The following is a 13,895-nucleotide window of genomic DNA, read 5'->3' as shown; positions in this document are numbered from 1 at the left end:
AAAAATGAAACGATGTCCGTGAATCGCACACATTATAGGAGCCCGGTATCGCCAGCCTCCAACGCGTCACGCCATCGCCGCCCACGATCTGCGACACCGTCCCGTCCCCGGAGAAGGCATCGGCTGACTGCGGGAAACCATGATAGTCCCCCGACGCAGCCTGATTGAGAACCTTCGATGTGTACTGACTTCCATCAAAAAAGTTTTGCGCTGTAACTGGACCGGTGCTGCTTTTGGCACCGCCAAACGCCATCGGATTCGGGCTGAGGACACTGACGCCATCACCCCCATCAACGATCGAACCTTCACCGAGTTGGGCTTTCTCCTTACTTTGCTGCTTGTGCAACGCATCTTGCTCGCGCTGCGCCTCACTCTCGTTCTTGCCCCAGTGATCGGCGCTATTGTTCAGCGCCTCGTTCTGCGCCGCCGTCGCGCCAGCCATCGCGTTCTGACCAGCGAGGCCCGCAGGACCACCACCTGCAAAGGTCGCAACTGCTGCGAGCACTGCCAACTGCCCTTGATCGAGCGGTGCGTGCGTCGGGTCAATCGCCCCCAGCACCAGCGGCGACAGAATGGCGCTCGTGGCCCCGCCAATCGCCCCTGGTATTCATTCGACTTACGCTTATCTATTAAGTACCAACGAGTGCCACTGATGGCCCTCTAACTCGTCAGGCGCCAAGTAACGCGAGAATGTGTATCTGCCTCGTGTGGCTAGTGCTGCTTCATGCGATTCGCTTGGCTCACGCCATTCGGACTCGCAATCCTCGCAGATAACGAAGAGCGCGCGATCATCTTTCTCGGTGGCCACGAGAATCCTGCCCTGCCCGCAGACCGGGCATGTTTCGTTGACAACAGCGTAATGCACATACGTCATGGTTAAGGCGCCTTCGGCAAAGGTGTGCCATTACCAGGAAATGCGGTAATGACTTGGTTCGTCCCATGCACTGTGACGATGGTCACAGAATTCAGGTTCTGTCGCTGCCCAGTGTAGCCGCCGGCATACCCCGAGTTCGCGCGCGGTACAACATAAACGTCAGTGCCGCCGTTTGTGATCGGTTGGATACCAGTCTGCTGAACGGTATTCCACGCGTCGTTCACTGTCGACACGGGATTGCCATAGAAGACACCTTGGTTCGGCTTGTTAAGGTTGAGATCGCCATGCTGGGCGATAACGTGATCGACCCGCGTTTCGCCAGATTTGCTGACAATCGACCAGTCCAACCCTTGCTGACTGTTTGTGGGCCGAGAAGTAGCTGCTGAGTCGCCGATCGGTGCCCCCGGCATCCTGAACCCTGTCGCACCGGCCGCGATGCCCTCAGTTGCTTGACCGATCATCGATGCGTAGTACGCGTCGGTCGGCGAAGCGCCCGTCGCATACATCAATCCGCCATAGATCCCTGCGAGCGGACTGCCGAGCATATTGTCCAGGGTAGCTGCCGCCTGGCTCTGGGTAGATGTTACGGGTGAGGGTGTTTCAACGGCAACGGTTGTACCGCCCCAGTTTTGAATCGTGTTGCCCACCATGTACGCCTGGAACTTTTGGGACAGGCAAGCTATCGAGCCTGGAGACTGGCACGCCGTAGCGAGAGCCTGATCTCGAGCGGTCGATTTCTGCATCAATGCAGCCGCAGCTGCACAATCAGCCGCGTTTGCGCGATCACAACCCGCTTGCGCCTCTGCGGCTTGTTGTGCCTCCGACTTCTGACCCGGAAGTACCGTGACGTGATTCAACCAATTGTTTTGCGTCTCGTTCTGAGCCGCCGCCACTGCGCCCTGAATATTGACGCCAGTCATCCCGGCTACGCTGCCACTTACGACGGTTTCGATCGCTGTCAGGATCGGCGCAGGGATATTGCCGTTCGCGTCGATGATCGGATTGAGCCCAGCAGATACTGCCCCGCCAATCGCCCCACCACCGCATCCAGAGCCGCTGACTGCGCTCGCGACACAGCCCAGCGTCATGTGTCCGACGATGTTCGTCAGCGTCAGAGGATTCGCCTGGTCGCCAATGGCGAACGCCCCCGCTGCGGCCAAGTCGCTGACTAGCCCACTCTTGAGGGCAGAACCAAAGCTGCCGCCTTCGATCGCCGTGTGCAAGCCCGCAGAAATTCCAGCGTCGGCCAGCATGGCCAGACCGCGAACTTCGAGCGTCGTCGTCGGCGCCATCGCCTGACTTGCCGTGTTACCGATCCCGGGCTTCACCCCCGCCAAACTGGCAAGGCTTTGCGTCCCCGTTCCCAGCGCAATCGGCTGTGTCGTAAAGCCAAGCCCGGACTGTGCGTTGTAGGTAATGCCGTTCGTCAAACCGGCCGTGAACGCAGCAACGGCCGCCGCTTCAAAAGCACTGCTGAGCGCAATCTTGCCCGTACCGACAAACTGGCTGGCGGCACTCGAAGTGAATCCGGCAATCGCCGCTGACAAGACCACGTTTCCGAGACCGGCGCTCATGGCCGGCGCAGCCGCTGTCGCTGCCGTCGCCGCCGCGAACGTTCCGCCTTCGGCACCGAGCGTCGCGCCAATTGCAGCGCTTGCCGCGCCATACGTGATCAGGGAGACGGCAATGGCCGCAACAAGCGCCCCGAGTTGAGCCATCCCGAACGAACCACCTTCCTTCACGAAGTCCTGATGAAGGTTGTCGCTCAGCGCCGTCTGCGTGAAATTGCCGCCCAGTTGCTGTTGAAGCGCCGTAAGCGCTTGCTGAGTCCCGCTCTCGTCGATCGTTCCGTCCGCCGCCAGCTTCTGCAACGCCCCACCAATCTGATCGAGCGTCTGGACGTTCAGGTCCATGTTCGCCGCGCTCATGAACCCGCCCGGCTGAACGACGGTGCCGGTCGTCTTCAGATACCCGCCATCCACCTTCTGCCAGATCTCGCCGACGTCGACCTGGTTCGCCTGGTTCGTCAACGTGTGCGTGTCGACGCTCAGCGTCCCTGACGCCGTGATGCTCCCCGTATTGAGAATGCTGCCGTTGCCGTCCTGATTGAACTTCAGCGTGACGTCGTGTCCGGAGATGTTGCCGCCCGCCGACATCGCCTGCGTGTCCACCGGCAGATATACCTGCGGCATCAGCGCGGTGATCGTCGGGCACGATGCCGTGCCCGTCGCGTGACACGTCGGGTCCGGCACGGTCTGTTCGACGTACCACAGCATCGGCTTGTCGAGCGAGTTGATCTGCTCCTGCGTCAGCGCGGTGCCCAATTGCAGGTCATGCGCCTTCGAGTAGTCGATCGCGTTCAGATACAGGTATTCCTTTTCCTGCGTCGTGACCGATACATTCCGCGTGCTGTCGTACGTCAGCCCATCGACGAAACTCGACTTGCCGGTCTGCTTCAGCGCCGCCTGCTGCAACAGCAGATCTTCTTCTTGCGGGTTGTAGTAGAACAGCGTCGACGACGGCTGAAGGCTCGGCGGCAGATTGTTCAGTAGGTCCTGCGACCCGCGTGAGCCGAGCGTGGAACCGCCGAGAGATGCATCGACATACGAGGCCTTGCCGGCGACCGGCGTCGGCAGCGCACCGGTGCCGATCGCGCGCGGCACCGACAGGTTCAGCCCCGGCAAATCCACCGGGCTCAGCGAAATGACCTGCGACGGCGCGTTCACGCGCGGCGTATAGGTGTTCGCCGTCGTGATGCCGTTGATCAGCTTCTGGCCCGTCAGCGATACGTACGTGCCCAGTACGTTGCCCACGTTCTGGATCTGCCCGTTCGACGAAATCGACAGATTCGGCGCCTGGATCGTCGCCGCGATGTTGCCGACCGGCGTCGGCGGATCGATCGTGCCGCCCGTGCTCGTGTACGCGCTTCCGTAAAGTGCCTTGCACTGCTCCGGTGAGCCGCATGCCCAGATGTCGTGGCGCTTGTCGCTGCTGAACATGCCCGTTTCCTGCACCCAATGCGAGTGCCAGTAGGCGTTCAGCACCTGCGCCTCGTTCACGACCGGGCCCGCGACGGCAATCGTCGCGTTGTTACCGGCCGCGATCAGACTACCGATGTTCGTGAGGCTCCCTGCATTGATCTGCAGGTTGTTGCCCGCGCTGATCACCGACGAACTGCCGGACTGCTGATCGACGTAGCCTTCGCAGTAGCTTTCCTTGTAGCCGCCGGCCGTCATGCAACCGGCGTACTGCTCCTGCTTGCCGTAGTTCTCGTGTACGGGAACGGGTGGCGGCAGATTATTCGTGATCGCGCCCGACACGTTCAGCTTGATGTCGTTGCCCGCCACGATGTTGCCCGACGTGTTGTTCAGGCTTTGCGCAGGCGTGGTCGAGCTTGCAGTCGAACCGACGCCGCCGATGACGATGTCGTGGCCCGCGAGCAGGTTGCCGTACGTGTTGTTGATCTGGCCGGCGGCAATTACGAGATCGTGGCCGGCGTAGATGGTCGCGTCGTTCTGGCTGTAGCCGAACGTCGTCGTGGTCGGGTTGTTGCCGCGCGGTTGGCCTGCGTTGCCACACGCCGAATTCGGCACGCCCGACGCGCAGCCGACCTGGCTCGAGTAGCTTTGCTGATTGCCGCCTTGGTTTACTAACTGGGTGCCGGCCGTCACGAGGACATCGTTCCCGGCGTACATAACGCCTGCGTTGGTTAGCGCCCCGGGTGCGCTAACCACCATGTCGCGCCCCGCCGCAAGCAGCCCAAGGGCGCCCGCATAGGCCAGCGTCGAGGTCTCCGAATGAGAGACGTTCGGGTCAATATCAAAACGAATCGTCGGCGCAATGGGCCCGACCGCACTGTACGGGAACATCGTCGAGCCGCCACTTACCGCATCCAGTGTGCCGTTGAACCACGGCGCATAATTGACCATGCCATCCTGACCAGCAGGAGCATTCGCAAGCGTGGCCTTGAGCTGAGAAAGGAACGAGCTCAGTTCGCCTTGGTCGACCCACTCGCGGACCGTCGAACTCACCGTTGTATCGACTGCCCCGTTCTGCAACGAGCCGATATTGAGTGAAAGATCCGCTCCGGCAGAAACCTGCCCACTTTTGTTCGAAAGCAGGTCTGCGCGTATCGACATATCGTGCCCTGCCGAAATAACGCCTGCCTCTCCCAGTTTGACGGTAGTCGTCTCCTGGTAAACGGTCGGAAGCACGAATGTAGCCGAGGACGCGAGCGGTAAAGACGCCGCGCGATTATTTATGTCGAGGACCCATGACGTAGGAGTTTCGTTATTCGTTCCGTCTCCGCTCGAGTAGGCCCCGAACGCTTGTCCTATGATGGTAAAAGCCTGACCGACTCCGGCAATCGGGCTGGACGTCGCGGCATTGCCTGTCGCCGACAGCATGTCACCAAGTGTCCCATCCGTTGACGTGTACAGCGGGACACCCGGCCCGTACTCATTTCCGGTCGCCGTCTGCTTATGGCCGATGATGGTCGACCAGAGGAATGACGAATCGTTGACCCGAACAGGGCCTGAATCCGTCACGCCACTGGAAGGCATGCGGTCGTTAATTACGCTGCCTGCGCTGATCGATACGTTGTTTCCCGCGACGACGGACCCGCCCGTGTTCTGCAACGTCCCGCCGAGGTGGAACACCGCATCGCCCTTCGACTGCGTCGTCGCCCCTTGGTTGTCGTAATTCCCGCCGTTTACCGCCAGCAGGCTACCCGCCTCGACCGTGCCGCGATTGGTCGTATCCCCGTTCAACGTCAGCGCATTGTCCGCATGCACAACCGCCCCGGCCGCGTTATTCAACGTGCCGTTGAACGTCACATCCGACCCGGTAACCTGCCCGTGATTCTCGAAGCTGCCGCCGGCGGTAAGCGTCAGCGGCGACGTCCCGGTCATCGTGCCGTCGTTCGTGATCCCGTTCAGCCCCGTCAGCGAAACGCTCTGCCCGCCGTAATTCCACGTGCCGCCGACATTCACGTACCCGGCGGTGATGGAAAGATTGCCACCTTGACTAATCGTCCCCTGCGACGGATCGAACGCCATGTTGACCGCGCTGATCCCCATGTTCCGTTGCGCGAGCAACTGTCCACCCGCGTTGTAGAACGCGCCATTGCCGCCGTTGATCGTCAGCGATACGTCGCCGATCGCGCCGGTCGCAGCCTGCGGGTTCCCCGCAAAAATGATCCCGTTCTGGTTGTTCAGCGTCCCGGTGTTGATGTTGAGCGCATTCACGGCCATCAGCGAGCCGCCGACGTTCGTCAGCCCGCCACCGACCGTGACGTTGGTCGTCGTGCCGTTCACGAGCCCCGCGTTCGCGAAGTTCGACGCGTTGATCGTCGTCGTGCCGATCGATGCGAGCGACGCGCCAGCCGCATTCGTCAGACTCGGCGCCGACACGTCGAGCGACCCGGCCAGCACGTTCGCCGCGTTGTACAACCCGTTCTGCGACGCGAGCGTCGCGTTGCCGACGACGTTCACCGCCTTCCCGCCGGCTAGCGTGAGCTGGTTCGACGCCTGCGCGACGAGCGAACCGCCTACCGTCGCATTGCCGAGCGTCACGTTCGCACCATTCACCTGCAGGTTCTGCGATGCGACGATTGAAGCGTTGCCGGCATCTACCGCACCCTGGGCGGAAACGGTCACGTTCTTCGACCCGACTACCGAGCCGCTCAGGGTGGCGTTGGCACCCGACACACCCAACTGCCCTGCGACGATGCTGTTGCCGCTCAGCGTGACGGTCTGTCCGGCATGCAAGGTCGTGTCGCCATTCGACGACACACCTGCGACAGCGACGTTGCCGTTGATACCGTTGACGGTGACTGTCCCCATCGATGCGACGCCGCCCGCGAGCGACACATCGTTCGCTGCCTGAACCGCGACGTTGCCGCCGGACTGCAACGGCGCGGCGAATGTCACGCTGCCGGCGTTCGACTTGGCCGACACGTCGCCGACTGCGGTCGTCGCCCCGAACGACATGTCGCCGCCGGACACCGCCGTGAACTTGCCGGCGCCCTGGACCGCGCCGAGCGCGACGCCGCCGCCGGCATTGACCACGATGTCCTTGGCGTACGTCAGCGCGCCGCCACCGGCGATTGCGCCGCCTGCGTTGATGGCCGCAGCGCCAAGGCCGAACAGTGCGCCGCCGAGCGTCATGGCACCACCCGACGTCAGCGTCGTATCGCCGTTCACGAGCCCGCCGGACAACAGCGCCAATCCACCGCCTGCGCCCGCACGCAAATTCCCCGTCGACACCACTGCACCACCGACGCCGAGATTGCCCGCCGTGGCGGTCAGCGTCGCGTCGCCGTTCGAATCGATCGCGCCCGCGATACCAAGGTCGCGTCCGGCGGTCACGCTTAACGCGCCACCGCTCGACGCCCCACCGCCGACGCCCGCGTCGCGCGCCGCCGTGATCGTCGTCGCCTTGCCCGACGCGAGCGCGCCGTTCACCATCACGTCGCCGGCGCCGTTGCGGCCCTGCGCCTGCAAGCCGATCGCGCCGCCCGCTTGCACCGAACCTGCCGACAAATCATTGCCGGCCGTCATCGCGAGATCGCCGTTGGTCGCAACGCTGCCCGCGACTGCGATACTGCCGCCTGCATTGACGTTCGCCTGCTGCGCGAACGCGATCGATCCTGCGCTTACCGAGCCGCCCGCGGTCAACGTGCCGCTTTGCTGCGCGCCGATGCCACCCGTCAGCGTGATGTCGCCGCCCGCGTTCAGCAACGCATTGCCGCCCGCCACCGTCTGCCCCGCGACGGCAATACCTTGCGCCGCGCCTACATTCAGGTTGCCCTGCGTCGTCAGGCTCGCCGCGCTCGCGCTGCCGCCCGATGCGGTGATGCCGAGATCGCCGGCCGAATTGACGGCCGCAAGCGCGGCACTGCGCCCCGAACTGATCGTCGTTGTTCCGCCAGTATTGATTGCGCCCGCAACGACCACATCGCGCGCCGCTTGCAACTGCATTGCACCGAATGCAGTGCCCGCGCCGCCGAACGTCACGTCACCGCCGCCGACAGCGCCCTTCGCGGTCACGGCGAGATTGCCGCTGACGGCCTGCACGGTGCCGAGCCCCGCATTGTTCGCGCCGGTCACGTTCACGGTCGCACCTTGCAGCATGCCGGTCAGCGCCACGTCGTGCGCCGCGTCCAGTGTCGCTGCCTGTGCAAATGCGGCCGAGCCCGCGCCGGTAATGTCGCGTCCCGCGCTCAGCGTGCCGTCGAGTTGTCCCGCCAGCGCGCCGGTCAACGCGATATCGCGGCCGGCCTGCACGTTGGTCTGCTTCGCGACCGAGATCTGGCCGCCGAGCTGCGTATCGAGGCCGGACACGCTATTGAACGCGCCTGCGGTCGTCGTCAAGCCGGACAGCGCGACAGTGCCGTTCGTCGCCGTCACGGCGAGGTCGCCCTTCGACTCGACGCCGCCGACGACGGATACGTTGCCTTGCGCCGTCAGCGCAAGCGCGTCGCCGCTGCCAAGCGTGCCGGTGACCGATACGTCGCGCGCACCGACGACGTTCACCGCGCGTTGCGCCGATGCTGCGCCGGTGATGCCTGCATCGCCTTCGCCGGCGATGCCGTTCGCGGTCAGCGTCAGCGTCGTCGCCGACGATGCATCGTGCACCGACGCGTTGTTTCCACCGGTCACCGCGATGGCAGCCGCCTGTACGCCGCCCGTCAGCGCAACATCGTGCTGCGCCGTGTAATTCGCGTTCGCAGCAAACGCCTGTTTGCCACCGCCGTCGATGTCGTGCGCGGCCGTGACCGTGCCGTTCGCCTGCCCGACCATCGTGCCGTTCAGCGTCGCATCGCGGCCGGCCGTCAGCGTCGCGTCGCCGACCGCACTGGTACTCGCGCCAAGCGACAGATCGAGACCGGTTGCGATATCGAGCTTGCCGCCGCTGTTGATCCCGCCGGTCGCGTTCAGGCTGCCTTGCTGCGCGACGAGCGCAGCGTCGCCGACCGACTCGATAGCGCCGCTCACGGCAACGTTCCGCTGCGCGGTCACGCCAACCGTCGAACCGCTCGCGACCTTGCCGCCGATCGCGACATCGTTCTGCGCGAGCGCGGTGATCGCGGCGGCAGCGGCGACGGAACCGTCGATGCGCAGATTGCCCGCGCCCGTTGCGGTGTTCGCGCCGTTCGCGCGCAGCGCAATCGTGCCGGTCGATTCGACGTTGTTCACGGCGACGTTGCCAGCCGCCGTCACATTGACCGACTGCCCCTGGATCAGTCCCTGCTGCGCGACGTCGCGCGCGGCTTCGAGCATCGCTTGCTGCGCGAACGTCAGCGTCCCCGCGCCTACGATGTCGCGCGCCGCATTGACCATGCCTTGCCCCTGTCCTGCGAGCGTGCCGGTCACGTTGACGTCACGTCCGGCGGCGAGCGCCGTGTCGCGCGACACGGCCGTCGTGCCGCCGAGATCGATGTCGCTGCCGGCTCGCGCGTCGAGCGCACCGTTGCTCGCGATCGCGCCCGTCGACGCGATGCTGCCGGCGCTCGCGAGCAGCGACGTGTTGCCGGCCGACTGCAGCGAACCGCCGATGTCGATATTGCGCGCCGCGCTCAGCGCAACGTCCGCGCCGCCGGTCACCGCGCCGGTCACGCTGAGGTCGTTCGCCGCACCGAGCACGAGCGCCGACGCGGCTTGCACATCGTGCAGCGTCGCCGATCCGCCGGCCGCGGTGGTCACGTTCGCACCGCGCAGCGAGCCGGTGAGGTTCGTGTCGCCGCCCGAATTGACGTTCGCCGCGAGTCCGAACGCAACGGCAGCTGCGCCGCCTATTGCACCGCCCGCGCTCAGCGTGCCGTTGCCTTGCGCGACGACGGAGCCGTTCATCGTCAGGTCGCGACCGGCGTCGACGCTCAGATTGCCGAGCGATGACGTCGATTGCGTGCCGAGATCGACGGACTGCGCGGCGCTCACCGTCAGATTGCCGCCAGACTGGATCGTACCGGTGCTCGTGAGCGACCCGGCCGCATTCGTCAGCGTGACGTCGCCGTTTGACTGAACCGTGCCGCCGATCGACGTATTGCGACCGCCGCCGACTGCGAGTCCGGTCGCGGTCCGCAACGTGCCGTTCACGGTCACGTCGCGCGCTGCGTCGATCGCCCCGCTCGCGAGCGAATTCACGTTGCCGCCGATCGAGATGTCGCCGCCGCGCGTCGCGAGCTGCAGCGCCGCGTTGGCCTGCACGTCGTTCAGCGCGATCGAATCGGCCGCGGTCATCGATACGGCGCGCCCCTGGAACGCACCAGTCACGTCAATGTTGCGCCCCGCATTCAACGTCGCGTCGCGCACGAAGCCGCTGTTGCCGCCGGCGACGATGTCGCGCGCGGCCGTGAGCGTCGCCGCACCCTGCCCGGCGAATGCGCCGCCGATCGCGAGATCGTGGCCGGCCGTCGCGGTGACGTCGCCCGTCACGGTCGTCGCGCCGGTCAGCGCGACGTCCTGCGCGCCCTGCACTGTCAATGCACCTGCACCGTTCAACGTGCCGGCCGATGCGACGCTGCCGGTCCATGCCGTCATCGCGAGATCGCCGACGGCCTGCACCGTGCCGCTGCCGTTGACGGTCACGTTCCGTTGCGCGGCGAGCGCGACCTGTGCACCGCCGGCCAGCGTGCCGTTGACGACGACGTCGCGTGCCGCATGCACGTCGGCCGCGCCGAGCGCCGCCGCGTTGCCGTCGAAGGTTACGTCGCCACCGCCGGCGACGCCGTATGCCGTCACGCCGAACGCGCCGCCCGCCTGCACCGTCGCCAGATTCACGTTGTTGCCGCCATCGACTTGCAAGCCGTTAGCGAGCAGCTTGCCGGTCAGCGCAACATCATGCGCGGCACTCAGCGCACCGCTTTGGCCGAACGCGATCGAACCGCTGCCGGTGATGTCGTTGCGCGCGCTCAACGTTCCGTTGCGCTGAACGATCACCACGCCCGATGCGTCGATGTTGCGTCCCGCGTCCAGCCGCGCGTCGGTACCGACCATCAGCGAGCCGCCGACAGCCGCATCGCGTGCGACATCGGCCGAGAACGTCGTGCCGCTCGCGAGCGAGCCGCTGACGCTCAAGTCGCGGCCGGTCTGCACGCTGACCGCATTCTGCGCGGTCGCCTGCGATGCGATCGCCGTGTCCAGTCCGGACGCGAAGGCCAGATCGCCACCGCTCTTCACCGCCGCATGGGTCGCGACGTTGCCCTGCACGGCCGCGAGCGAGAGATCGCCGGACGTCTGCAGCGCCGCATTGACGGTCGCGTTGCGCTGCGCGCTCGCCTGCAGCGTGCCGCTGTTCGTCTGCCCGTTCACGGTGACGTCGCGCGCCGCCTGAACGGTGGTTGCTCCGGTCACGACCGACGTGCCGTTCAGGTTCACATCGCCCGTGCCATCCGTACCGCGCGCGGTGACCGTCAATGCGCCGCCGCCCTGTACGTCGCCGAGCGCGACGTTCGTGCCGCCCACGATCGTCGTGTCGCCGTTGACCTGCGCGTTCGCGACATTCACGTTACCGCCGGCCGAGACGGCAAGCTTGCCGCCCGACTGGATCGACCCGGTCGACGTCACGTCGCCGTTCGCCTCGATCGCGTAGCCGCCCACGCCAATGTGCGTGCCCGTCATCGACACGTTGCCCGTGCTGTGGACGCTCGCCTGCTGCTGCGCGGCGGAGCCGGCCACCGATACGTCGCCGTTCGCCGACATCAGCAGATCGCCCGCGTTGGCGGCAAGCTGCGAGTCGGACCGCACGCCCATTCCGGCCGCGGTGCTGATCACCTGGATCTGGCCGGCCGTCATCGCGCCGAACGCGGTCGCGTCGATCGCGAGCGAACGATTCGCGCCGCCGTTCGCGGCATTGATCGCCGCGGCGGAATTGTCCGAGCCGTTCGATGCCGTTCCGTACGTGGTGCCGTACGTGTCCGTCGCAGCGGGCATCACGAATTGACGCCCGGCGATCGCGTTGATGCGCGTGCCCGCATACAGCGGCGCATTGATGCCGATCGTCTCGCCGATCAGGTCGATCGTCCCGACGGTTCCCTCGATCCCGGCGCCCGGCCCATTGACGCCGGCATTGCCCTCGATCTGCAGGTGACCGCCTGTCACGTTGTAGCCGATGGCCTTTGCGTTCGCGAAGTCGGTCGCCGTGCCGCCGACGCCGCTCAGGAACTGCGGCGTGCCGGTCGACAGCGTGACGCCGATCGTGTTGGTAAAGCCTGTGCCGCGCGTCGTGATCCCGTTCGGGTTGGCAATGACAACGGCCGCGGGCGCGCCGAACACTTCGAGCGGGCCGTTCAGCAGGCTCGCGTATGCGTTGCCCGTCGACGTGACCTGGTTGACGATCACGCTTGCCGTGCGGCCGTTCAGGTTCGGGTTCGCCTGCACGTTGCCGCCGGTCAGCGACGTGCCGGACATCAAGCTGTTGTTGAGAATCAGCCCGACCGGATCGATATTGAATTGTTGATACTGATTCAGCGAAATGCCGGCTGCGTTCGGCGCGGTGATATTGACGACCGGCACGCCTCCGCCGGCACCGGTCGATTGCGTGATCGCCGGCTGGAACGAGATCGGTGCCGTCGGGTCGGTAATCGGCGCAGCAGCGGCGACCTGCATCGAGAAGCGCACGCGCAGCGACGCAATGTCGAGCAGCCGCTGCCACGCGTCGTCGTCGAGGCGGCGACTGCCCGCGCTCAGCACGCCCGCCGCGGCACGGCACTGCTCGACCGTTACCGTGATCGGCCCTATGAACATCGTCAGCGCAACGAGCGCGCTAATCGCACGTTGCCACCAGCGATACGCGCGCACGGCCGGCGCAGCCGCGAGAAAACGCGGCGGACATGCCGCCGACCGCGCACGCGCGCCGATTCGCGCCGCACCGGCGGCGGCAAGCTGCTGCAGGATCTTACGCTTGGACGTGTTCATCGTTCGTTATTCGCTTCGTTTTTTTGGCTTCCGCCGTACGCCATCGGCCGGCCGACCGTGACGCCGCGCGATACCGGGTTTCCCCGCCCGGCACCGCCTGCGTGTTCGCCGGGTCGTTGCCCGGCGTGACTACCTGCTCTCTACGATTTGCTGCTGCTATCTGCTGCTGACCGCCTGCCGCTCACTGCTGAATGCGCGCGCCGCGAATCAGATCCGCGACCACCTGCGCGGTCGCCTTCTCCATCGCGACCTGCTCGAGCTGCTGTCGCAGCGTGTCCTTCGCCTGCTCGAACGTCGGCACCTGCGTCGGCCGCTTGTCGTCGGCGCGCAGGATCCAGTACACGTCGCCGACCTGCACGGGCTCGCGCGTCAGGCCGCCCTGCGGCAACTTCACGAGCGCTTCGGCAAGCGGCTGCGGCCAGTTCTGCGTGTGGCCGGCTTCGATCGGCGTCTTGAACGAGATCCAGTTCAGCGCGCCGCCCTGCGGGGCAGCCGGCCCCTTGCTGAACTGCTGCGCGAGTTTGGCGAAATCCTCGCCCTTCTTGAGCCGCGCGATGATCTGCTTCGCCGTGTCTGCGTCGTTGACGGCGATCACGCTCGGCTTGTATTCGTTCTCGCCGAGCGTCGCGACGATCGAGTCGTAACGCGCCTTGACGTCCGCGTCCGTGACGGGCACGGGCTTGACCTGATCGCTGAGGTACGCCTGCGTCATCGCGAGCGTCTTCGCCTGCTCGACCGCGGCCACGACCTGCGGCTTCGTGTCGTAGTGCTGCTTCAACGCCGCCTGGCGAAACAGTTCGCGTGCGATCAGCTGATTCTTCAGTGCAGTGCGCAGCGCGGGCGTATCGGGCGCTTTCGAGACACGCACGGCTTCGTCGATCTGCGCCTGCGTGATCGGCACACCGTTCACGCTGGCGACCGCATCGGCAGGCAGGGCGGCCGCTGCGTCGGCGGGTTTCTTCGCTGCCTTGTTCAGCGCGTACGAGTGTGGCGCCACGGTGCCGCACACTGCAGCCGCGAACAACGTGACGGCGATCTTGCGCAGGCGCGCCGACCGATTCGATTGCACCGCGACCGTGCGGCCGTTCGACAGGCGATTCATG

At 65.5% G+C, this 13,895-nt stretch carries 2 protein-coding genes and 1 pseudogene; all 3 read right to left on the bottom strand.

Annotated elements, in window-relative coordinates; genetic code table 11:
* Nucleotides 1-511 (bottom strand): annotated as a pseudogene (locus HMPREF3115_RS31405) (hypothetical protein); the annotation flags it as partial.
* A 365-nt stretch (nucleotides 512-876) separates the two neighbouring features.
* Nucleotides 877-12,792 carry a two-partner secretion domain-containing protein gene (locus tag HMPREF3115_RS00070; protein ID WP_070553117.1) on the bottom strand — a complete coding sequence of 3,972 codons (11,916 nt, stop codon included), beginning with the start codon at nucleotides 12,790-12,792 and terminating at the stop codon, nucleotides 877-879.
* Between the two features lie 181 nt (nucleotides 12,793-12,973).
* Nucleotides 12,974-13,894: a peptidylprolyl isomerase gene (locus HMPREF3115_RS00065; RefSeq protein ID WP_105810538.1), complete on the bottom strand. Its 921-nt coding sequence runs from the start codon at nucleotides 13,892-13,894 to the stop codon at nucleotides 12,974-12,976.
* Nucleotide 13,895: the final 1 nt, after the last annotated feature.

The sequence above is a fragment of the Burkholderia sp. HMSC10F09 genome, assembly GCF_001806955.1.
GTDB lineage: Bacteria > Pseudomonadota > Gammaproteobacteria > Burkholderiales > Burkholderiaceae > Burkholderia > Burkholderia multivorans.
The sequence above is the reverse complement of the archived record's forward strand: the minus strand, read 5'-3'. Positions and strand labels throughout refer to the sequence as shown.